At 60.7% G+C, this 20,138-nt stretch carries 21 protein-coding genes; 7 read left to right on the top strand and 14 right to left on the bottom strand.

Going from position 1 to position 20,138, the window contains the following annotated elements; genetic code table 11:
- The first annotated feature begins 39 nt into the window (after window positions 1–39).
- Both SWE17_RS05890 and SWE17_RS05885 read left to right on the top strand, forming a co-directional pair.
- On the top strand, window positions 40–609 hold the full coding sequence (locus tag SWE17_RS05890; RefSeq protein ID WP_322992182.1) for a TlpA disulfide reductase family protein: 570 nt from the start codon (window positions 40–42) through the stop codon (window positions 607–609).
- Between the two features lie 159 nt (window positions 610–768).
- Window positions 769–1,884 carry a transglutaminase domain-containing protein gene (locus SWE17_RS05885; protein WP_322992181.1) on the top strand — a complete coding sequence of 372 codons (1,116 nt, stop codon included), beginning with the start codon at window positions 769–771 and terminating at the stop codon, window positions 1,882–1,884.
- Here SWE17_RS05885 and SWE17_RS05880 read toward each other — a convergent pair whose 3' ends face one another.
- The 5 genes from SWE17_RS05880 to SWE17_RS05860 form a co-directional block, all read right to left on the bottom strand.
- Window positions 1,885–2,835, bottom strand: a complete 951-nt coding sequence (locus tag SWE17_RS05880; RefSeq protein WP_322992180.1) for a pseudouridine synthase — start codon at window positions 2,833–2,835, stop codon at window positions 1,885–1,887. It lies immediately after the preceding gene.
- A gap of 1 nt (window position 2,836) precedes the next feature.
- Window positions 2,837–3,577: a tRNA (guanosine(46)-N7)-methyltransferase TrmB gene (gene trmB, locus SWE17_RS05875; RefSeq protein WP_416234979.1), complete on the bottom strand. Its 741-nt coding sequence runs from the start codon at window positions 3,575–3,577 to the stop codon at window positions 2,837–2,839.
- 32 nt (window positions 3,578–3,609) lie between these two features.
- The gene (gluQRS, locus tag SWE17_RS05870) at window positions 3,610–4,503 is read right to left on the bottom strand and encodes a tRNA glutamyl-Q(34) synthetase GluQRS (RefSeq protein WP_322992179.1); all 894 of its coding nucleotides are present in this window, start codon (window positions 4,501–4,503) and stop codon (window positions 3,610–3,612) included.
- A gap of 20 nt (window positions 4,504–4,523) precedes the next feature.
- Window positions 4,524–5,570 (bottom strand): NAD(P)/FAD-dependent oxidoreductase, encoded by a 1,047-nt coding sequence (locus SWE17_RS05865; protein WP_322992178.1) that lies wholly within the window; start codon window positions 5,568–5,570, stop codon window positions 4,524–4,526.
- A gap of 68 nt (window positions 5,571–5,638) precedes the next feature.
- On the bottom strand, window positions 5,639–6,571 hold the full coding sequence (locus SWE17_RS05860) for a LysR family transcriptional regulator (RefSeq protein ID WP_322992177.1): 933 nt from the start codon (window positions 6,569–6,571) through the stop codon (window positions 5,639–5,641).
- 106 nt (window positions 6,572–6,677) lie between these two features.
- On the opposite strand from SWE17_RS05860, the gene SWE17_RS05855 reads away from it, so the two are divergent.
- The 5 genes from SWE17_RS05855 (at window position 6,678) to SWE17_RS05835 (ending at window position 13,339) form a co-directional block, all read left to right on the top strand.
- Complete coding sequence (locus SWE17_RS05855) at window positions 6,678–7,391, top strand: pirin family protein (RefSeq protein ID WP_322992176.1); 714 nt, start codon at window positions 6,678–6,680, stop codon at window positions 7,389–7,391.
- Window positions 7,392–7,418: 27 nt separating this feature from the next.
- Window positions 7,419–7,952 (top strand): flavodoxin family protein, encoded by a 534-nt coding sequence (locus SWE17_RS05850; protein ID WP_322992175.1) that lies wholly within the window; start codon window positions 7,419–7,421, stop codon window positions 7,950–7,952.
- A gap of 101 nt (window positions 7,953–8,053) precedes the next feature.
- Window positions 8,054–8,749 carry a DUF599 domain-containing protein gene (locus SWE17_RS05845; protein WP_322992174.1) on the top strand — a complete coding sequence of 232 codons (696 nt, stop codon included), beginning with the start codon at window positions 8,054–8,056 and terminating at the stop codon, window positions 8,747–8,749.
- A gap of 46 nt (window positions 8,750–8,795) precedes the next feature.
- Entirely contained in the window at window positions 8,796–12,323 is a 3,528-nt protein-coding gene (dnaE, locus tag SWE17_RS05840) for a DNA polymerase III subunit alpha (RefSeq protein WP_322992173.1), read from the top strand.
- 29 nt (window positions 12,324–12,352) lie between these two features.
- Entirely contained in the window at window positions 12,353–13,339 is a 987-nt protein-coding gene (locus tag SWE17_RS05835; RefSeq protein WP_322992172.1) for an NADPH:quinone reductase, read from the top strand.
- Window positions 13,340–13,357: 18 nt separating this feature from the next.
- On the opposite strand, the gene tolA is transcribed toward SWE17_RS05835, so the two are convergent.
- Genes tolA through SWE17_RS05790 form a run of 9 tightly spaced genes read right to left on the bottom strand, consistent with a single transcriptional unit; the run spans window position 13,358 to window position 19,904 of the window.
- Entirely contained in the window at window positions 13,358–14,335 is a 978-nt protein-coding gene (gene tolA, locus SWE17_RS05830; protein ID WP_322992171.1) for a cell envelope integrity protein TolA, read from the bottom strand.
- Between the two features lie 12 nt (window positions 14,336–14,347).
- Entirely contained in the window at window positions 14,348–14,767 is a 420-nt protein-coding gene (locus tag SWE17_RS05825) for a biopolymer transporter ExbD (RefSeq protein ID WP_322992170.1), read from the bottom strand.
- Between the two features lie 10 nt (window positions 14,768–14,777).
- Window positions 14,778–15,476 (bottom strand): protein TolQ, encoded by a 699-nt coding sequence (gene tolQ, locus SWE17_RS05820; RefSeq protein WP_322992169.1) that lies wholly within the window; start codon window positions 15,474–15,476, stop codon window positions 14,778–14,780.
- On the bottom strand, window positions 15,473–15,913 hold the full coding sequence (locus SWE17_RS05815; RefSeq protein WP_322992168.1) for a YbgC/FadM family acyl-CoA thioesterase: 441 nt from the start codon (window positions 15,911–15,913) through the stop codon (window positions 15,473–15,475). Before SWE17_RS05815 ends, tolQ begins: the two co-directional genes overlap by 4 nt.
- The gene (locus SWE17_RS05810) at window positions 15,910–17,097 is read right to left on the bottom strand and encodes a pyridoxal phosphate-dependent aminotransferase (RefSeq protein WP_322992167.1); all 1,188 of its coding nucleotides are present in this window, start codon (window positions 17,095–17,097) and stop codon (window positions 15,910–15,912) included. The genes SWE17_RS05815 and SWE17_RS05810 overlap by 4 nt, the downstream gene beginning before the upstream one ends.
- A gap of 11 nt (window positions 17,098–17,108) precedes the next feature.
- On the bottom strand, window positions 17,109–17,633 hold the full coding sequence (gene nusB / locus SWE17_RS05805) for a transcription antitermination factor NusB (RefSeq protein WP_322992166.1): 525 nt from the start codon (window positions 17,631–17,633) through the stop codon (window positions 17,109–17,111).
- Window positions 17,633–18,139, bottom strand: coding sequence for a 6,7-dimethyl-8-ribityllumazine synthase (ribH, locus tag SWE17_RS05800; protein WP_322992165.1), 507 nt, complete (start codon window positions 18,137–18,139; stop codon window positions 17,633–17,635). The genes nusB and ribH overlap by 1 nt, the downstream gene beginning before the upstream one ends.
- Before the next feature lie 2 nt (window positions 18,140–18,141).
- Window positions 18,142–19,269 (bottom strand): bifunctional 3,4-dihydroxy-2-butanone-4-phosphate synthase/GTP cyclohydrolase II, encoded by a 1,128-nt coding sequence (ribBA, locus tag SWE17_RS05795; protein WP_322992164.1) that lies wholly within the window; start codon window positions 19,267–19,269, stop codon window positions 18,142–18,144.
- Window positions 19,266–19,904 (bottom strand): riboflavin synthase, encoded by a 639-nt coding sequence (locus SWE17_RS05790; protein WP_322992163.1) that lies wholly within the window; start codon window positions 19,902–19,904, stop codon window positions 19,266–19,268. The genes ribBA and SWE17_RS05790 overlap by 4 nt, the downstream gene beginning before the upstream one ends.
- Window positions 19,905–20,138: the final 234 nt, after the last annotated feature.

Genomic DNA, 20,138 nt, shown 5'->3' with positions numbered 1-20,138 from the left:
GTCCGGCTTGGAACTTTTTTTCAAGCTTCAGGCGGCGTCATGTTGAAAAACGGACGCCGCTTTTTCTTGCGCCTGTGCCTGGCTTTGCTGGCTTGTCTGGGGCAGAGCTTGGCGCATGCCCAGTTCGACAAAACCCCCTGGCCCCGCTCGCAGGCCACACCCGCCATCGACCTGGTGGACCTTCATGGCCAGCACTGGACCGGCGCTGCGCTGAAAGGCCGGGTGGTGGTGCTCAACTTCTGGGCCACTTGGTGTGGTCCATGCAAAGAGGAAATGCCGTCTTTGCAGGCCTTGCACAAAGACCCAAGCCTAGGCCCAAGCGACGCGCGTCCAGCGGTCGTGATCGGCATCAATGTCAAAGAAACGCCCAGCACGGTACGCCGATTCATGGCGGCCCAGCACTTGGATTTGCCGGTGGTGCTGGACCCTCAAGGCGATTTGACGCGCCAGTGGGGCGTGCGCATTTACCCGACCACAGTCTTGATTGGGCCGGATGGCCGGGCGCGTTGGAGGGTGGTGGGTGATCTGGACTGGAATGGTCCCATTGCACGGACTTGGTTGAAGGACTTGCAAGCCCTGCCCGCGACATCCCAGTCCGCCTCCAAGTAAAGCGCTGGGTCCCGCACCCGTTCAAACAGGCCGACGTGGTCGGTCATAATCGCCGGGCCTTGCGCGCTTTGTGCCGGGCGACCTGCCTTCGGGGCATTGGCGTTTTCTCAACGCCTTGTGTGTGCCGACAGGTCTCATCCTTATTTCGGAGTTCTTTCCATGACCACCGCTCGCCGCTCTTTGCTCAAAGGAGGCGCCGCTCTGGGCGCCATGATCGCTGCACCCACTTGGTTGCACGCCCAAACTACGGCCCCGGCTGAACGCCGCTTTGCCCCCGAAGTGGGCACTTGGCGCACCTTTGAGGTGACCACCCGTGTTGAAATCGCCGACCCACAGGGTGCGACCCGCGTCTGGTTGCCCGTGCCCAGCATGGACACCGCTTGGCAACAATCTTTGGACACCCGCTTCAGCAGCAACGGCACCGCCCGCATGGGCAGCGATCTGGTGGAAGGCGCTCGTTTTGTGTCGGCCGAATTCGCTGCAGGTGTGCGCCCTGTGATCGAGGTCACCAGCCGCGTGAGAACCCAAAACCGTGCCGCTGAGATGAGCGCAGGCCGCGTGTTCGTGGCCGAAAGCGCCGACACTTTGCGCCACTACACCCGACCCACACGCTTGCTGCCCACCGATGGCATCGTGCGCAGCACGGCCATGGCGGCCACCAAGGGCGCGAAGACCGACGAGCAAAAAGCCCGCGCCATTTACGACTGGGTGGTGACCAACGCTTTCCGCGACCCCAAAACACGCGGCTGTGGCGAAGGCGACATCAAAACCATGCTGGAAACCGGCAACCTGGGCGGCAAGTGCGCCGACCTGAACGCTTTGTTTGTGGGCCTGTGCCGCGCGGTGGGTTTGCCTGCACGCGATGTGTACGGCATCCGCCTTGCCCCATCGGCTTTTGGCTACAAAGAGCTGTCGGGCAATCCGGCCAGCCTCAAGGGCGCGCAACACTGCCGTGCAGAGGTGTATTTGCAAGCCCGTGGCTGGGTGGCGATGGACCCGGCCGATGTGGCCAAAGTCATGCGTCTGGAAACCGCCGAGTGGATCAAGAAGACCGATCACCCCGTGGTGGCCCCGGTGTACAAGCATTTGTTTGGTGGATGGGAAGGCAACTGGATGGCTTGGAACAGCGCACACGACGTGAGCCTGCCCGGCGCCAAAGGCGGTGTGGCCAATTTCTTGATGTACCCCGTGGCCGAAACTGCAGAAGGTCGTTTGGACTCTTACGCTCCTGATGCGTTCAAGTACACGATCACGGCCACCGAGATCAAAGGCTGATCAAAGCGCCAGTTGCAGCTGGCTCTCAAACACACGGGCTTGGCCCGTGTGGGGGTCGGTGAAGGCGATCGATTGCGCCAGCAGTTGCAAGGGCTGGCTGAAGTCTTCTGGCGCATCCGGGCCGCGCAAGACTTCGGGGTAGAAAGCGTCGCCTTCAATCGGCAGACCCAAGGCGTTCATGTGCACCCGCAGCTGGTGGCGTTTGCCTGTCACGGGTTCGAGTTGGTACAGCGCCCGCTCGCCTTGCGTCTTCAACACCCGGATGCGGGTCTCGCTGTTGGCGGGGCCAACCACTTCCTTCGTTCTGAAAAAGGGCTCGCCGGGCACCAAGCGGCTGGCGTACACCGCAGGCAAGGCCGAGCCATGCGGCGCAGCGGCGACCGCGTGGTAAGTCTTGTGGATGTCTTTGTCGCGAAACAGCGCGTGGTAAGCGTCACGGTCCGGCAGGCGTTTGCCCAGCAGCACCAGACCCGCAGTTTCTCGGTCAATGCGGTGCAGCGGCACCAGGTCGGCGCAGCCCGTCAGGCGCTTGAGTTGTACCAACAGGCTTTGCTGCACATAACGACCCGAGGGCGTCACGGGCATGAAATGCGGCTTGTCGGCCACCAGCAAGTGCGCGTCTTCAAACAAGATGTGCGCCTGAAACGGCAGGGCCGGTTCATCGGCCAAATGGCGGTAGTAATACAGGCGCTGGCCGGGTTGGCAGCTTTGCTGGGGCAGGGCGGTTTGCCCGTCTTCGTGCAGCACCAGTCCTTGGGCCAAGCGCTCGGCCCATTCGCTGTGCGAGATGCCGGGCATGCGCTGGGCCAAAAAATCGAGCAGGTTGGCTGCGCCCTGGGGCACGGAGACGACGCTGGGGCTCACGCCATTGCGCATGGGCAATTGAACGCTCCGCATGGGCAACTCAATGCCCCGCATGGGCAAGGGGACGGCGTGCCCTGCTTCGCGCATGTCAGACGCGGCGAAACACCAGGTCCCACACGCCGTGGCCGAGTTTCAGGCCTCGGTTTTCAAATTTCGTCAGGGGGCGGTAGTCGGGCTTGGCGGCAAAGCCATCGGTGGCGTCGCTGGTGTTGACCAGCAAAGGCTCGGCACGCAGCACGCCCATCATTTGCTCTGAATAGGGCTGCCAGTCGGTGGCCAAGTGCAGGTAACCGCCGGGTTTGATGTGCTGGGCCAGGCGCTGGATGAACGGCGACTGGATCAGGCGGCGCTTGTGGTGGCGACTTTTGTGCCACGGGTCCGGAAAGAAAATGTGCACGCCGTCAAGGCTGTCTGGACCCAGCATGTTGTCCATGACCTCAATCGCGTCGTGCTGAACGATGCGGATGTTGCCAATGCTTTCCTCGCCGCAGCGCTTGAGCAAGGCGCCCACACCGGGTTCATGCACCTCGCAGCACAAAAAGTTGTCGTCAGGCCGTACCTGCGCGATCTTGGCGGTGGCGTCGCCCATGCCAAAACCGATTTCCAAAATCAGAGGGGCACTGCGGCCAAAGGCGGCTTGCACATCCAGACGCGCTGCGCTGTAGGGGATCAAAAACTGGGGGCCGAACTGCTCAAACGCCCGCACCTGGCCCGAGCCCATGCGACCGGCACGCAGCACATAGGTTTTGATTTGACGCATGAAGGGCGCATCTTTGGCTTCTTGGCCAACAGGTGCCGGGGCGTTGGTGGTGTCTTCAGGCATCGTCATGAGAGAGCAGCTTGGTTGAGCAAAGCCTGTGATTATCGGGGCGATCGGTCCATTGCCATCCACTTTTCGAGCGCTTGCATGATGGAGGTCGGCTCAGGCACCCGAGGCAAGCCCAGGACTTGCGCTGCTGAGTTGAGCGCCGCCAGGGCAGCTTGCGGTGTTTGTAAATTCAGCGCCAGTGCCCCGTTTTGTTTGCTGAGTTTTTCACCATTCGCGCCCAGCACCAGTGGCGCATGCAAGTAATGCGGCTTGGGCAGGCCCAAGGCGGCTTGCAAAACAATTTGCCGAGACGTGTTGTCGACAAGGTCTTCTCCGCGCACCACATGGGTGATGCCTTGAGCCGCATCGTCCACCACCACGGCCAGTTGGTAAGCCCACAAACCATCGGCGCGGCGAAGCACAAAATCGCCCACTTCCTGTCCCACGTTTTGCTCTTGCGGACCCAATCGGCGGTCAGACCAATGTGTGACGGCAGGTAAACCCAAGCCGTCTTGCACGGCCCGCACATTCAGCCGCCAAGCGCGGGCAGTTTTGCCTGCCAGGCCATCTCGGCAGGTGCCGGGGTAAATGGCAGAGCTGTGGCGGGCCACGGCTTGTGCGGATTCAATGTCTTTGCGCGAGCAGCCGCAAGGGTAAGCCCAGCCTTTGTCTACCAATAACTGGAGGGCCTCGCTGTAGGCGTCGCCGCGCTGGCTTTGGTAGAGCACGGGACCATCGGGCACCAAGCCGCAGGCGGCCAGCTGCTCCACGATGGCCAGGTCGGCGCCTGCCACGCAGCGAGGGGTGTCGACATCCTCGACGCGCACCAGCCATTGCCCACCATGGGCTCGGGCATCGAGCCAGCTGGCCAAAGCCGCAACCAGAGAGCCGGCATGCAAAAGGCCGGTTGGCGAGGGCGCAAACCGGCCTGTGTAAACCTCGGTCATGCAGGTTCAGTGCCGAGTGCTTATCGTTTTTTGAGCACCGCCAAAGCCAGCTCTAGGCCAGACACAAAAGCGTCTTCCACCCGGTGGCCCAAGCACCAGTCGCCGCACAGTCCGATGCCTTGGTCTTTGGACCACAAGTAACTCTGGCCCAAAGGCTGCCCAGTTTTGGCGTACAGCCAGCGGTGAACTTCGGCATGTGCGGGCGTCACGCGGATGCCTGTGATTTCGGAAAATGCCTTGATCAGCTTGCCTTTGACCCGCTCAGGGGTGTCGTTGATGTGCTCTGCAGACCAAGGGGCGCTGGCCTGCACGGTCCAGCGCTCGATGCGCTCACGCCCGGGTTTGGACGACTCCCGCGCCATCCAGGCAATGCGGTGGTGGGTGCTGCGGGCCGCGTTCCATTGAGGCCCCAAGGTAATCAGGCCCGGTTGCACGGCTTGCGGGTAGGCCAGCATGAGGGTCCAGCAAGGATCTACGGTCACTTTTCCCAAAGGTTCCGCCAAGGCACTTTGACCTGAGGCTTTGAGCAAAGCGGTGGCTTGCTCGGGTGGAATGGCCAAAATCACTTTGTCAAAGCCAGCGTAAATGTGTTGCCCACCATCTTCGGTCTCGGTTTGCAACTGCCAGCCGTTTTTCTTCAGTGGGTCGGCCATGATCTGCGTCACACGGGTTTGCAGCTGCACATTGCCGTCTTCAACCAGAGGCGCGGCCCAGGCTTTGACCAAAGCGTTCATGCCGGGTGCGGCCACCCAGTGGCGCTCGCCCCCGGGCAGGCCTGCCTCAATCACGCGGCCATTGGGGTCGAGCACTCGCACCGCGTTGGCGCTCCAGGGTTTGCACACGCCGGGCGCTGTGCCAATGGCCAGCTCAAAACGGGGATCGCGCACGGTGAAGTACTGGGCCCCGTGGTCAAAGCTGCCGAAAGCACTGGCTCGGGTGGACATGCGTCCTCCGAGGCCTCGGCTTTTTTCGAACAAAGTGACGTTGTGTCCGGCTTGGCGCAGGGTGCGTGCGCAAGTCACGCCGGCCATGCCGACTCCAATGATGGCGATGTGTTGTGTGGTCATGCTGCCACTTTAGCCCAGAAATGCGCGTGAAAGTCGCTTGGGTGGGTTTGTCCCGATGCGGCTTGTCGTCAGGGCTTCGATCCGAGCAGCGCCTCTCGCGTTCCTGGTTTGTTGAGCTGCGCGGTCCACCACAACAGGGCGTGACCCGCCGGGCTCAGGCGGCTGTCGCGCCAAGCGGCGTGCACGCTGTTCAGCCGAGATTGTTCGGTTTTTTTGATCACCAATTCGCCTGTGGCCACGAAGGGCTGTGCCAGGCTCAGGGGCAAAAATCCAGCGCCCAGGCCGCGCAATTGCGCTTGCAATTTGCTGGGCATGTCGGGCACCGTGAAAACGTCCTGCCCGCCTTGCAGGCCCACAGTGAGGCCGCTGCCACGTTGGACCGAATCGGCCACGGCCACCACCCGGTGCTGCATCAGCAGGGCATTGCTCAAAGGTTCGTGGGCTTGGGCCAAAGGGTGTTGCGGCGCGACGGCAAAGACAAATTGAACGTCGCCCAGGGCAATGTGTTGGATGTCTGCGGTCATGTGCTGCCCAAGTGCAACGCCCAAAGCCAAGTCAGCTTGCCCTGAGGTCAGCGCGGCCATGGTGCCCGACAAAGCTTCGTGGCGAATGCGTAAGCGGGTGGGGCTGTTCAGCGCCAAAAAGGCTTCGCACAAATCCATCACCACGTCGCGGGCCATGATGCTGTCCACCGCCACGGTGAGTACACCCTCCCAGCCCGTGGCCACGCGTTTGACACGGTTGGCCACACTGTCGATGTCTTGCAGCAAACGCCCAGCCTCGCGCAGCAGTTCACGACCAGCGGCCGTGGGACGGGCTTGTCGCGCACTGCGGTCAAACAGCAGCACATCCAGCGCGTCTTCGAGTTGTCTGACCCGGTAGGTCAGGGCGCTGGGCACCAGGCCCAACTGGCGTGCAGCGGCTGCAAAACTGCCTTGCTCGGCAATGGTTTGCAGCATGAACAGGGCGTCTGGCGTGAGCCAATCTTTGGGACTTTGCATGGTCTGGCTATTTTATTTCAAATAATTTGAATGATGACGGCAAAACCATTGCACCGCAGGGGGCCGATTTTTCCCTACAGTTGAACTCTGTTTTGAGAAATCCCACATGTTGACCCTGCGCAAATCATCGGAACGCGGTTACGCCGATCACGGCTGGCTCAAGTCGTTCCACAGCTTTTCTTTTGCCAACTACTTTGATCCAGCCCACATGGGCTTTGGCAACCTGCGTGTCATCAACGAAGACCGGATTGACCCCGGTACCGGCTTTGGCACCCATGGCCACCGCGACATGGAAATCATCAGCTACGTGTTGTCGGGCAACTTGGCCCACCAAGACAGCATGGGCAATGTCAAAGGCATTCCACCCGGCGACGTTCAGCGCATGAGCGCAGGCAGTGGGGTGCGCCACAGCGAGTTCAACCATGCCAAAGGCGAGCAAACCCACTTTTTGCAGATCTGGATCGAGCCCAATGTGACGGGCATCGACCCCGGCTACGAACAAAAAACCGTGCCTGAAAGTGCCAAGCGCGGTCAACTGGCCTTGGTGGCCGCACCTGCGGCTGACGCGCAGTCGGCCGAATACGCCGTGCAGATCCACGCCGATGCCCGCATGTTTGCGGGACTGTTCAATGGTGCCGAGACAGCCCACTTGTCGCTGGATCCCGCCCGCAAAGCATATGTCTTTCTGGTGCGCGGCAGCTTGCAGGTCAACGGCCAAGCCTTGCAGGCAGGCGATGCCGCCATGCTGCAAGCCGAATCGGCCCTGAGCCTGTCTCAAGGTGAGAACGCCGAAGTGCTGGTTTTTGACTTGTCCGCTTAATTTTTCCCCAACCCCTAGGAGTTTTTCATGGCTAAAACAGTTGTTGTTTACCATTCCGGCTACGGCCATACCCAGCGCGTGGCCCAATTTGTGGCCCAAGGCGCCAACGCGCAAGTGATCGCCATCGACGCCGATGGCAACATCACTGACGCCGACTGGACCGCATTGGACGCGGCTGACGCGATCATTTTTGGCTCGCCGACTTACATGGGCATGGCCTCTTGGCAGTTCAAGAAGTTTGCCGACGCCACTTCCAAGCGTTGGTTCACCAGCGCTTGGAAAGACAAAGTCGCAGGTGGCTTCACCATATCGGCCAGCCCCAGTGGTGACAAGTTGTCGACCATCCAGTACTTCATCACCTTGTCCCAGCAGCAAGGCATGATTTGGGTGGGCCAGCCCGCCATGAATGACGGCACCATCAACCGCATCGGCTCCAACTCCGGCGTGATGGCCCAAGTCGGCCCGACCAGCCCCGCAGAAGACATCCCCCAGGGTGATTTAGACACCGCCAAAGCCTACGGCGAGCGCATTGCGGCCATCGCGGCCAAACTGCGCGGCTGATCAGCCGTTTCGCGGGCAGGGGCTCGTTCCCACAGGGCCATCGATCTTCTGGGAGGCCGCCCCTGCGGCCGAATGGTGTGCATGTCGGTTAGCATCGCAGCATGAAAATCATCACCATGCTGCCGTGGGCCGATTGGCTGGCGCTGATCACTTTTTTTGCTTTGTGGGTCGGCTACGCCTGGCTCGCCAAGGTGCGCGGTCTGCGTGATCAAAGCCTGATCGCCAACACCAACCGTTACCGCCAAATGTGGATGATGCAGGCCACGCAGCGCGACCCGCGTGTGCTTGATGGCGTGATCACCCAAAACCTGTCGCAAACCCCAGCCTTTTTCTCCTCGACCAGCATCATCATCATCGGTGGACTGTTCGCGCTCTTGGGCACCACCGACAAGGCCGCCGAGTTGGTGGGCGAGATTCCGTTTGCTGAGCCCACGCCTTTGCTGGTCTTTGAACTTAAGATCTTGGTGATGGTGGGCATCTTTGTGTATGCCTTTTTTCGCTTCTCCTGGTCTATGCGCCAATACACCTTTGTGGCGCTGGTCATCGGCGCCATGCCTTCGCCCGAAGACTTTGACGCCAAACGGTATGACCGCCAACACTTTGCCGAGCGTGCGGGCAATTTGGTCAGCGCAGCGGCCGAGACCTTCAACGACGGTCTGCGGGCTTATTACTTTTCTTTTGCCGCCATGGCCTGGTTTTTCTCGCCCATGGCCTTGGTGCTGGCCACGGCTTTGGTGGTCCTGATTTTGTACGGCCGCGAGTTCCGCTCCGAGGTCTTGCATGTCTTGCGTGACTGAAAACGCACACCTTTTGCCGCAGGGTGACCTCCTACAATGACAGGCTATGTTTGTTCACCTGCGCCTTCACTCCGAATTCTCTGTCGTTGACTCGACTTGCCGCATCGACGATGTGGTCAAGATCGCCGCCAAAGACGCTCAACCCGCGCTGGCCATCACCGACCTGAACAACCTGTTCGGGACGGTCAAGTTCTACAAAGAAGGCCGGGGCAAAGGCGTTAAACCCCTCATTGGTGCCGAGATCAATCTCGAAGGTTTGGGCGGTGATCTGAGCGCCACCAGCCGAGTGGTGCTCTTGGTCCAAAACCACCGGGGTTACCTGCACATTTGTGAGTTGTTGGCTCGTGCTTGGACCCAAAACGTGGTCAAAGGCGTGGCCGTTGTGAAACTGGCTTGGCTCCAAGAACTCTCCGAGGGCTTGATCTTGCTGTCCGGCGCGCAAGCCGGGCCGGTGGGTCAAGCCTTGGTACAGGGCGACCACGACAAAGCGGCCGATGTTGCTTTGCAGCTGGCGTCCCTATTCCCCCATCGCTTTTACCTCGAACTCCAACGCGCAGGCCGCCCTGAAGACGAACCCCAAGTGGCGGGTGCGGTGGCTTTGGCGGCCCGCTTGCATCTGCCCGTGGTGGCCACGCACCCGGTGCAGTTTCATGGCCCCGACGATTACGAAGCCCACGAAGCACGGGTGTGCATCTCGGAAGGCGAAATTCTGGCCAACCAGCGCCGTGTGCGCCGGTTCACCCGAGAACAGTATTTCAAGTCGGCAGCGCAAATGTGTGCGCTCTTTGCCGATGTGCCCAGCGCCATTGCCAACACACTCGAAATTGCCAAACGCTGCAACCTGACCCTGGTGCTCGGCAAGCCCCAATTGCCAGACTTTCCGATTCCACCCGTGAATGGCGTGGTCATGTCGGTGGAAGACTATTTCCGCCACGTTTCCTTTGAGGGCCTCGAAGCACGTTTGGAGCATTTGTACCCGGCCGAAGCCAAACGCAATGAAGAGCGTGCGCGTTATGTCGAGCGCTTGGAGTTTGAGCTGAACACCATCTTGAAGATGGGTTTTCCGGGTTATTTCCTGATCGTGGGTGACTTCATTCAGTGGGCCAAAGCCAACGGTTGTCCGGTGGGGCCGGGCCGAGGTTCGGGTGCAGGCTCGCTCGTGGCCTATGCGCTCAAGATCACCGACCTGGACCCCTTGCAATACAACTTGCTGTTCGAGCGGTTTTTGAACCCCGAGCGGGTGTCCATGCCCGACTTTGACATTGACTTTTGCCAGGGCAACCGCGACCGGGTGATCGACTATGTGAAAGACAAATACGGTCGCGAGGCGGTCAGTCAGATCGTGACCTTTGGTACCATGGCCGCGCGTGCGGCGATTCGTGACGTGGGCCGCGTGCTGGACATGAGCTACACCTTTTGCGATGGCATCAGCAAGCTGATCCCCAACAAACCGGGCATGTCGGTCACGCTGCAATACCCGCCCGCCACGCCCAAAGAAGGTGACAAAAACAACTATGCGATTGCCATGGAGCCCATCCTGGCCGAACGCATCGAGCGTGAAGAGGATGTGAAGACTCTGATCGAGCTGGCGCAAAAGCTCGAAGGCATGACCCGCAATGTGGGCATGCACGCTGGGGGGGTGTTGATCGCGCCGGGCAAACTGACCGACTTCTGCCCGCTTTACCAGCAACCCGGCAGCGAATCGGCGGTGAGCCAGTACGACAAAGACGACGTGGAAGCGGCGGGCTTGGTGAAGTTCGACTTCTTGGGCTTGGCCACGCTCACCATTTTGGAGATCGCTCGCGAATTCATCATGAAGCGGCACAAAGGCCAGGAAAACTTCGCCTTTGAAAACATCCCGCTCGACGACGCGCCAACTTATAAATTGTTCTCGGACGGCAAAACCGAGGCCGTGTTCCAGTTTGAAAGCCGCGGCATGCAGGGCATGCTGCGCGACGCCCGGCCCAGCCGCCTGGAAGACCTGATTGCGCTGAACGCACTCTACCGCCCGGGCCCCATGGACCTGATCCCCAGCTTTGTGGCCCGCAAACACGGGCGCGAAGAGGTGGAGTACCCGCACCCTGCGGTGGCGCAGATGCTGAGCGAGACCTACGGCATCATGGTCTACCAAGAGCAGGTGATGCAGACTGCGCAGATTCTGGGTGGCTACTCGCTGGGCGGCGCCGACTTACTCCGCCGCGCCATGGGCAAGAAGAAGGCCGAAGAAATGGCCGAGCACCGCGAGAAATTCCGTGCGGGCGCATTGGCCACGCACAGCATTCCGCAGGACAAAGCTGACGAAGTCTTTGACCTGATGGAAAAGTTCGCAGGCTACGGCTTCAACAAGTCGCACGCTGCCGCTTACTCGCTGCTGGCTTACCACACGGGCTGGCTCAAGGTGCATTACACCGCCGAGTTTTTCTGCGCCAACATGACGGTGGAAATGGACGACACCGACAAGCTCAAGGTGCTGCACGAAGACGCGCTGAAGTTCGGCATCCGCTTTGACCCGCCGGACGTAAACCGGGGCACGCACCGTTTTGAGCCCGTGACCGACAAGATCATCCGTTACGGTCTGGGCGCCATCAAGGGCACTGGTCAGCAGGCCATCGACGCCATCGTGGCCGCCCGCACCGAAGGCGGACCCTTCACCAGCTTGTTTGACTTCGCTGTGCGCGTGGACCGCACCAAGATTAACAAGCGCACGGTGGATGCGCTGATCAAGGCAGGGGCTTTTGACTCGCTGCACATGAACCGTGCCGCCTTGTCGGCCAGCATTGACCGGGCGTTTGAATTCTCCAATGCCACCACCGCCAACGCCAACCAAGGCGGCTTGTTTGACATGCTGGGAGATGACTCGCACGGCTCGAGCACGCAAGAGCCCGAGCTGGTCGAGGTCATGCCTTGGGGTATCAAGGAGCGCTTGCTGCTGGAGAAAACCGCTGTGGGCTTTTTCCTGTCGGGCCATTTGTTTGATGCGGTGGAGCGCGAAGTGCGCCAGTTTGCACGCCGCAAAATCGACGACCTGATTGACAGCCGCGAGTCCATGGTCTTGGCCGGTATCGTGAGTGATTTGCGCATCATCAATGGTCAGCGCGGCAAGGTGGCGATTTTCAAGCTGGACGACAAATCAGGCATGTTGGAAGCCACGGCCGATGAGGCTTTGATCAACTCGGCCAAGCATTTACTCAAAGACGATGAGCTGATCATCGTCACGGCCAAGATGCAGGCCGATCAGTTTTCGGGCGGTTTCCGACTCAAGATCGAGCAGATCATGGACTTGGGTGCCGCCCGCTGCCGCTATGGCAAATACCTGCGTGTGGCCGTGAATGGCCGTGCGCCCGACATTGCCCGAATCGTGAAAGAGTTCCCCGCCCAGCGCGAGCAAACCGAGCAGGGCGACTTGGTGCGCGGCTTGCCGGTGCGCTTGGTTCTGGAGCGCAGCAACGACCAACTGGCTGCCCGCGCCGAGCTGGCGCTGGGCGAAGCCGCCAAATTCTTCCCGACCGACGCGGCCCTGGCCAGCTGGATGGCCCAGGCCGATCAGGGCCAGGCGCGGATCGTGTACGAATGATCCCTTCAACACTTCTAAGGATTCACCCCATGAAAGCAGCCTGGTACACCCAAAACGGCGAAGCCCAAGACGTGATGCTGGTGGGGGAATTGCCCACACCCAGCCCGCAGGCTGGCGAAGTGCTGGTGCGCTTAGTCACCTCGGGTGTCAACCCGTCCGATGTCAAATCGCGTCGGGCCAGACCGCTGACCGATCCCTTGGTGGTGCCGCACAGCGATGGTGCCGGTGTCATCGAAGCCGTGGGCGAGGGTGTACCGGCATCGCGTGTGGGGCAACGTGTTTGGGTGTGGAATGGCCAATGGCAGCGCCCCATGGGCACCTGTGCTCAATACATCGCCTTGCCCGAGGCGCAAGCTGTGGCCTTGCCAGACGGCACCGACTATGAAGCTGGGGCGTGCATGGGCATCCCCGGTCTGACTGCTGTGCAGGCGGTCATTCTGGCGGAGCGCTTGGCGGGTGATTTGCGTGGGCAGACGGTCTTGGTCACCGGAGCCTCTTCGGCCGTGGGCCACTACATCACACAGATGGTGAGCTTGGCCGGAGGCCGAGTGATCGGCACGGTGGGCTCTGAAGCCAAAGCCGACCATGCCCGCGCCGCCGGCATGCAAGAGGCGGTGCTCTACAAAACCGAGTCTGTGCCCGAACGCATCAAGGCTTTGACGCAAGGCCGCGGCGCAGACGTGATCATCGACATGGATTTTTCGACCACCGCCCGCTGGGCTGCCGAAGGCGCTTTGGCCCCGCATGGTCAAGTGGTGTGTTACGGCTCCAACGCGTTGGACGTCAACCTGCCGTTTCGACCTTGGTTGTTTCAGTCGATGGGTGTGAAGTTCTTTCTGGTCTACGACTTGACGCCTGCTGACCGAAAGATCGCCGTGTCACGTCTGTCAGATATGTTGGCGAACCATCAACTCCAGCACTGCATCGGCGCGCGTTTCCCACTGGTGCAAATGGCCGAAGCTCACCGTACCGTCGAAGCAGGGCAGACGGTGGGCAATGTGGTCATCGAACTCTGAGCCAGGATACCGGGCGACTCAATCCAGTGGCCTGAACCCCAGCACGATCACAGGCGGGACTCGACCGTCACTGTCTTTGGGGAAAACTTCGGTTTTGTCGATGGCGCGCAGCACGGCGTCGTCCCAGGCTTTGTTGCCACTTGACTGGACTATGCGACGGCTTTGGATGGTGCCGTCAGCGCCGACTTTGACTTCCACCTCTGCACGCGGGTTGCCCACGACATCACCCGGGTAGGTAATGTTGGGTTTGATGCGGCCGACCAAGCGGCCAGCGTAGCTGGCCGATGGGCCTGACGATTTGAGGGCAGTACCGGTGGCGTTTTCGCCGCCTGAAGCGCCAGCCATACCTTGCATGCGCTTGAGGTTCTCTTGGCGCATGGCATCGGCCCGGGCTGCATCGGCTTTTTCGGCCTTGTCTGCCTTGGCTTTTTCAGCCGCTTTTTTCTTGTCGCGTTCTTTTTCTTCTTGCGCTTTTTTCTCTTTGGCCAGTTTCTCTTTTTCGAGCTCTTTGCGCTTGGTCTCAGCCTTTTCTTTTTCTGCTTTGGCTTTATCGGCCTTAGCTTTCTCTTTCTCTTTCTCTTTGGCAGCCTTTTCTTTTTCAGCTTTCAATTTTTCAGCTTTCTCAGCTTCTTTTTTCTTTTCTTGCTGTTTCTTCTTTTCAAGTGCAATCTGAGCATCACGCGCCTCCAGTGCAGGATCAGGCGCTGGTGGGGGCGGTGGTGCAGGTTTTGCCGGGGGGGTGGGTTGGGTCTCGGGCACTGGCTCGGGTTCTGGCTCCGGTGGCGGCTCTTGCAGGCGCGGCGCCGCCGCAGCGGGCACGGCGGACCACAGTTCGGCCTCGGCTTGTACGGTTTGTGGCTGTGTTTTCCAGGCGGTCGCCAAGCCCAGTGCCAAGAAAAGCAAGGCGTGCGCCACCCCGGCCAAAACCCAGGCACGACCCGCACCCGGCTGAGCCGGTGGTGCAAATTCGAGGTGAGGCGTCGCCTTCGTGTTCAATCTCTGGTTTCCTCAGGGCGCCAGTTGTACCGACAAACCCACGCGGGCAATGCCTGCGCGTTGCAGGCTGTCCATGACTTTGACCACTGTCTCGTATTTCACTGTGCGGTCGGCGCTGATGACCACGGCGGTGTTGTCGCCGTCACCGACCAAGCCTTTGACACTCGCGGCCACGCTGGTCAGGGTGGCGCTGTCAATTTGGCTATCGCTCACCAGTTCCAGCCGTTCGTCTTTTTGGATCACGATCTGAATGACTTTGTCGGGTTGCTTGGCGGCTTTGCCCACGCTGGGCAGATCCACCACGCTGGGCGTGATCATGGGCGCGGTCACCATGAAGATGATGAGCAACACCAACATCACATCGATGAAGGGCACCATGTTGATTTCGGCAATGGTTCGGCGACCACGGCCCCGGGATGACACAGCGGGCATGGCGTTCCTTTCAGTGGCCCGAGGCCGAGCTGTTGGACGCGCCCAAGCTGCGCTGGAGGATGTTGGAGAACTCTTCGATGAAGGTTTCCAGCTTGATGGCAATGCGGTCTACGTCGTGCGAGAAGCGGTTGTAGGCGAGCACGGCAGGGATGGCGGCGAACAGGCCAATGGCGGTGGCCACCAGCGCTTCGGCGATGCCTGGAGCCACAACAGCCAGCGTGACTTGCTGCAAGCTGGCAAGCCCGGTGAAGGCGTGCATGATGCCCCAGACGGTGCCAAACAAGCCCACGTAAGGCGATATGGAGCCGACCGATGCCAGGAAGGCCAGTTGGGATTCGGCCACGTCCATCTCGCGCTGGAAGCTCGCCCGCATGGCGCGGCGTGCGCCGTCGAGCAGGGTGCCTGGATCACTGATTTGACGCTCGCGCAGTTTCTGGTACTCGCGCATGCCACTGGCAAAGATGCGCTCCATCGGGCCGGACAGTTTGGCGTTTTGGCTGGCGGCATTGAACAGCTCGTTCAGGCTGGTGCCCGACCAAAAAACGCGCTCAAACTCTTCGTTGAGGTTTTTGATGCGTTTGATCGCCGAGAGCTTGCGCACAATCGCTGCCCAACTGGCCACCGAGATGCTGAGCAAAATGAGCACCACCAGTTGCACGACGAAACTGGCGTGCAGCAGCAGCGAAACGATGGACATGTCTTGGTTCATTTCAGGGCTTCCAGAACGGGGGCCGGGATGCGGCCAGGTTTCAAGGTGGTGCTGTCGACCCAGCCCAGGCGGATGGTGCCTTCGGCCAAGAGTCGGTCGCTTGTTGGGGATTGGCCAGGTGTGCGCAGGTAGGCTCGCTGGGCAATGGTCAGACTGGCTTTGCCGCCGTGTTGCAGTTGGGCCGTCACGATCAGGGTATCGTCCAGCCGTGCGGGCGAGTGGTATTTGACGGCCGTCTCAGACACGACGAACATGCCGCCCGACTCGTTACGCAACACTTGCTGGCCAAAGCCCAAGGCGCGTAGCCATTCGGTGCGTGTACGTTCAAAGAACTTGAGGTAGTTGGCGTAAAACACGATGCCGCCCGCGTCGGTGTCTTCCCAATAAATTCGGATGGGGTGCTTAAAAACGCTGGGGCTGGTGTCGGTGCTGGTCATGGCTGCAACCAGGCTTTGAGGCGGGCGATGGCGGTTTGCAATTCGGCCATCGAGTTGGCGGTGGAAAAGCGCACAAAACGGGCTGTCTGGTCGGTGCCAAAGTCGCGCCCCGGCGTGATGGCCACATGGGCGTTTTCCAGCGCGGCAAAGGCAAATTCCCAGCTGTCCTTGAGGCCCAACTTTTGGCAAGACGCCGTGCAGTCGGCCCAGGCGTAAAACGCGCCATCCGGGGCCACGGGCACGGTCAAGCCCAAATCGTTCAGGGCTGGAATGAAGTAGTCGCGCCGCGCTTTGAACTCGGCGCGGCGGCGTTCGTATTCGGCCAGGCTTTCGGGTTCAAAGCATGCCAGGGCCGCCTGCTGTGCCACGGTGCTGGCACAGATGAACAGGTTTTGCGCCAGGCGCTCCAGCACGGGCGTGAGTTGCTCAGGCACCACCAGCCAGCCCAGACGCCAGCCGGTCATGTTGAAGTATTTGCTGAAGCTGTTGATGCTGATGATGTCGTCGCCCAAGGTCAGGGCGCTTTGGCCGAATTGTTCGTCATGGCTCAGGCCGAGGTAAATCTCGTCGATCAGGGTGATGCCGCCGTTTGAGCGAACCACTTCCACGATGCGGGCCAATTCGCTGGGGTCAATCGAGGTGCCCGTGGGGTTGGAGGGAGAGGCCAGCAAAACGCCACGGGTTTGGGGCCCCCAAGCGGCGGCCACCTTGGCTGCGCTCAATTGAAAGCGTTCTTCCGCCGTGGTGGGCACCAACACGGCAGTTCCCTCGGCCGCACTGACAAAGTGGCGGTTGCAGGGGTAGCTAGGGTCGGGCATGAGGATCTGATCGCCCTTGTCGATCAGTGCCAAACAAGCCAATTGCAATGCTGCTGATGCGCCAGCTGTGACCACAATGCGGCTGGCGGGCACCTGTACGCCAAAGCGCTGCGCGTACCAGCCGCTGATGGACTGGCGCAGGGCGTCCAAGCCCAGGGCAGGGGTGTATTGGGTTTGGCCGGATGCGACCACGGCCTGCGCGGCAGCTTGAACGCGGGGCGGGGCGGTGAAGTCGGGCTCGCCAATGTTCAAAAACACCACGGGCCGGTCGGTGTGCGCGACCTCGCGGGCTTTTTGTGAAGCGGCCTTGGCCACTTCCATGACCCAAAAGGGCTCGATCCGCTCGGCTCGCTCAGAGATGCGCATGGTTTGGGCTTTTATTTGGCGCGGCCGGACTGGCGGTCTGCCTGCACTTCGGCGCTGCGCAGCTCTGGGGCCAAGCCACCCAGCACGGCGTTCACATACTTGTGACCGTCGGTGCCGCCAAAGTCTTTGGCCAGCTCAATGCACTCATTGAGCACCACGCGCCATGGCACATCCAGGCAGTGTTGCATCTCATAAACACCGATCCACATGATCGCCCGCTCAATGGGTGAAATTTCGGCAAAGCTTCGGTCCAGCTTGGGTCCGATCAGGGCGTCCAAGGCTTGGGCTTGTTCTACGCAGCCATACAACAGGGCGTCGTAATGGGCCGAGTCGGCTTTGTGAAAGCCCGACAGGTCGCGCGTGAACACGTCGATGTCCGACGCTTCGTTGCGGCCCACAATGTGCTGGTACAGCGCTTGCAAAGCAAACTCGCGCGAGCGGCTGCGGGCGGGTTTGGCCGAAGATTTTCGGGTGCCCGCTGCCGTGGGCGCTGCGCCCTCGTTGGCGGTGTCGGGTGTGCTGGTCGAATCGGTCATCAGGCTGGGTTTTCTTCGTCGAATTCGTCGGCCAGCTCAGCCATGTCGGCGGCCAGGTCGTCCATGATGCAAGCCATCTCGACCGCCACGCGGGCCGCATCCCGACCTTTTTCGGTTTGGCGGGCAATGGCTTGGTCGAGGTTTTCAGTGGTCAAGATCGCGTTGGCGATCGGCAGGTTGTAGTCGAGCGACACGCGACTCACGCCTGCACCCGATTCGTTGGCCACCAACTCAAAGTGGTAAGTTTCGCCGCGGATGATGCAGCCCAGCGCAATCAGCGCGTCGTACTCGGCCCGTTCGGCCATGGCCTGCAGGGCCACGGGCACTTCCAGTGCACCCGGCACCATGACGTGGTCGATGCTGGTGACACCCAAGGCTTCGAGCTCTTCAATGCAGGCTTTGGCCAGGGCGTTGGTGATGTCTTCGTTGAAGCGCGCCTGCACGATGCCGATGTGCAGAAATTGGCCGTCGAGTTCTTCGGCTTGGCCTTTATTGGCGTCTTGCATGTTTATTCCTTGGGGATGTAAGCGGTGATCTCGAGGCCATAGCCGGTCATGCTGGGCATGCGGCGCGGGTTGCCCATCAGGCGCATTTTTTGCACCCCGCACTCGCGCAGAATTTGAGCGCCGACACCATAGGTGCGCAGGTCCATCTTGCCGCGTTCGGGGGCTTGGGCCGAGCGGGCACGGCCTTCAAATTGGGCCAGCAACTGGTCTGCCGATTCACCGCAGTTGAGCAGCACCGCCACGCCGCAGCCTTGGGCGTTGATGTAGCTCAGGCTCGCGTCCAGGCTCCAGGAGTGCATGGCACGGTTGACCTCCAGGGCGTCGAGCACCGACAGCGGCTCGTGCACACGCACCGCCACTTCGGATTCGGGCAACCACTGGCCTTTGACCAGCGCGAGGTGCACGGTCTGGCTGGGCTGGTCGCGAAAAGCGTGGGCGGTGAATTCGCCATGGGCGGTTTGCAGCGTGCGGCTGCCGATGCGTTCGACCAAACTTTCGTTGCGGCTGCGGTATTGAATGAGGTCGGCAATCGTGCCGATTTTCAGGCCGTGCTCGGCCGCAAAGAGTTGCAGATCGGGCAGTCGGGCCATGGTGCCGTCGTCTTTCATGATCTCACAGATCACAGAAGAGGCGGAGCAACCGGCCATGGCGGCCAGGTCACAGCCGGCTTCGGTGTGGCCTGCACGCATGAGCACACCGCCGTCCACCGCTTGCAGCGGGAAGATGTGACCGGGCTGAACCAAATCGGTGGGCTGGCTGGCTTTGGCCACGGCCACCTGCACGGTCTTGGCGCGGTCAGCGGCCGAAATGCCGGTGGTCACGCCTTCAGCGGCTTCAATCGACACGGTGAAGGCCGTGCTGTAGACGGTGCCGTTGCGCGCGGCCATGGGCGGGAGCTTCAAGAATTCGCAGCGCTCACGGGTGAGTGTCAGGCAAATCAGGCCCCGGCCAAAGCGGGCCATGAAGTTGATGGCTTCAGGGGTGACATGGTCAGACGCCAAGACCAAATCGCCTTCGTTTTCGCGGTCTTCTTCGTCGACCAGGATCACGATGCGGCCGGCTTTCATCTCGGCCACGATCTCTTCGACAGGCGAGATCGCCACGGGTGTCAGTTGCGCGGGGGCGTTCATGCGGGGTCTTTCTGGATCAGGCCAGCGCTGAGCATGCGCTCAACATAACGGGCCACGGTGTCGATTTCGAGGTTGACCCGGCTGCCCGCTTTCAGGCTGCCGAGGGCGGTGTTGTCTACGGTGTGGGGGATCAGGTTGATGCTGATTTCGCAGCCTGCGGGCAGGTCCGCCACCTTGTTCACTGTCAGGCTCACGCCGTTGACGGTGATCGATCCTTTGTAGGCGAGGTATTTGGCCAGCATGTGCGGTGCGAGGATGCGCAGCTCCCAGCTTTCACCGATCTGCTCGAAATGGCTGATTTGGCCCACGCCGTCCACATGCCCAGACACGATGTGCCCACCCAGGCGGTCGTGGGCACGCAGCGCTTTTTCGAGGTTGACAGCGCCTTGCTGGTCCAAGCCGCTGGTTTTGTCCAGCGATTCGGCCGAGATGTCGATTGTGAATTGACGGCTCTCGGGGCTGAAGGTGGTGACTGTCATGCAAGCGCCATTGAGGGCGATGCTGTCGCCCAGGCCCACATCGTCAAGGTACCCGGCAGGGGCCTCGATGGTGAGGCGCTTGCCGTGGTGTAAAGAGCGACCCAGGTCGTGGATGGCGACGATTCGCCCCACGCCGGTGATGATTCCGGTGAACATAGCTGTGTATTTTCGCAGGTAAAGAGGGTGAAACGGCTGGCGGTGCAAGAAAAATGCACTCATCCAAAGGGGCAAACACTGGCTTGAACCTTGAAAAGCTCAGGGTTAACCAAGGCGACAAGGCCTGAAGTGTGTGCCTAGAATGTTGCATTGCAGCAGATTTTTCATGGGCTGCCTGTCACCAGGAGTTTTCTTTGCCGGCCAAGCCCTCAGTTCAGTCGAACCCATCCCCCA

This window comes from Limnohabitans sp., from assembly GCF_034680285.1.
In the GTDB taxonomy this organism is placed as follows: domain Bacteria; phylum Pseudomonadota; class Gammaproteobacteria; order Burkholderiales; family Burkholderiaceae_C; genus Limnohabitans_A.
The sequence above is the reverse complement of the archived record's forward strand: the minus strand, read 5'-3'. Positions and strand labels throughout refer to the sequence as shown.

Coding starts and splice junctions, on each gene's coding strand:
- SWE17_RS05890 (WP_322992182.1), top strand. CDS start 40: ATGTTGAAAAACGGACGCCGCTTTTTCTTGCGCCTGTGCCTGGCTTTG.
- SWE17_RS05885 (WP_322992181.1), top strand. CDS start 769: ATGACCACCGCTCGCCGCTCTTTGCTCAAAGGAGGCGCCGCTCTGGGC.
- SWE17_RS05880 (WP_322992180.1), bottom strand. CDS start 2,835: ATGCGCGAAGCAGGGCACGCCGTCCCCTTGCCCATGCGGGGCATTGAG.
- trmB (WP_416234979.1), bottom strand. CDS start 3,577: ATGACGATGCCTGAAGACACCACCAACGCCCCGGCACCTGTTGGCCAA.
- gluQRS (WP_322992179.1), bottom strand. CDS start 4,503: ATGACCGAGGTTTACACAGGCCGGTTTGCGCCCTCGCCAACCGGCCTT.
- SWE17_RS05865 (WP_322992178.1), bottom strand. CDS start 5,570: ATGACCACACAACACATCGCCATCATTGGAGTCGGCATGGCCGGCGTG.
- SWE17_RS05860 (WP_322992177.1), bottom strand. CDS start 6,571: ATGCAAAGTCCCAAAGATTGGCTCACGCCAGACGCCCTGTTCATGCTG.
- SWE17_RS05855 (WP_322992176.1), top strand. CDS start 6,678: ATGTTGACCCTGCGCAAATCATCGGAACGCGGTTACGCCGATCACGGC.
- SWE17_RS05850 (WP_322992175.1), top strand. CDS start 7,419: ATGGCTAAAACAGTTGTTGTTTACCATTCCGGCTACGGCCATACCCAG.
- SWE17_RS05845 (WP_322992174.1), top strand. CDS start 8,054: ATGAAAATCATCACCATGCTGCCGTGGGCCGATTGGCTGGCGCTGATC.
- dnaE (WP_322992173.1), top strand. CDS start 8,796: ATGTTTGTTCACCTGCGCCTTCACTCCGAATTCTCTGTCGTTGACTCG.
- SWE17_RS05835 (WP_322992172.1), top strand. CDS start 12,353: ATGAAAGCAGCCTGGTACACCCAAAACGGCGAAGCCCAAGACGTGATG.
- SWE17_RS05825 (WP_322992170.1), bottom strand. CDS start 14,767: ATGCCCGCTGTGTCATCCCGGGGCCGTGGTCGCCGAACCATTGCCGAA.
- tolQ (WP_322992169.1), bottom strand. CDS start 15,476: ATGAACCAAGACATGTCCATCGTTTCGCTGCTGCTGCACGCCAGTTTC.
- SWE17_RS05815 (WP_322992168.1), bottom strand. CDS start 15,913: ATGACCAGCACCGACACCAGCCCCAGCGTTTTTAAGCACCCCATCCGA.
- SWE17_RS05810 (WP_322992167.1), bottom strand. CDS start 17,097: ATGCGCATCTCTGAGCGAGCCGAGCGGATCGAGCCCTTTTGGGTCATG.
- nusB (WP_322992166.1), bottom strand. CDS start 17,633: ATGACCGATTCGACCAGCACACCCGACACCGCCAACGAGGGCGCAGCG.
- ribH (WP_322992165.1), bottom strand. CDS start 18,139: ATGCAAGACGCCAATAAAGGCCAAGCCGAAGAACTCGACGGCCAATTT.
- ribBA (WP_322992164.1), bottom strand. CDS start 19,269: ATGAACGCCCCCGCGCAACTGACACCCGTGGCGATCTCGCCTGTCGAA.
- SWE17_RS05790 (WP_322992163.1), bottom strand. CDS start 19,904: ATGTTCACCGGAATCATCACCGGCGTGGGGCGAATCGTCGCCATCCAC.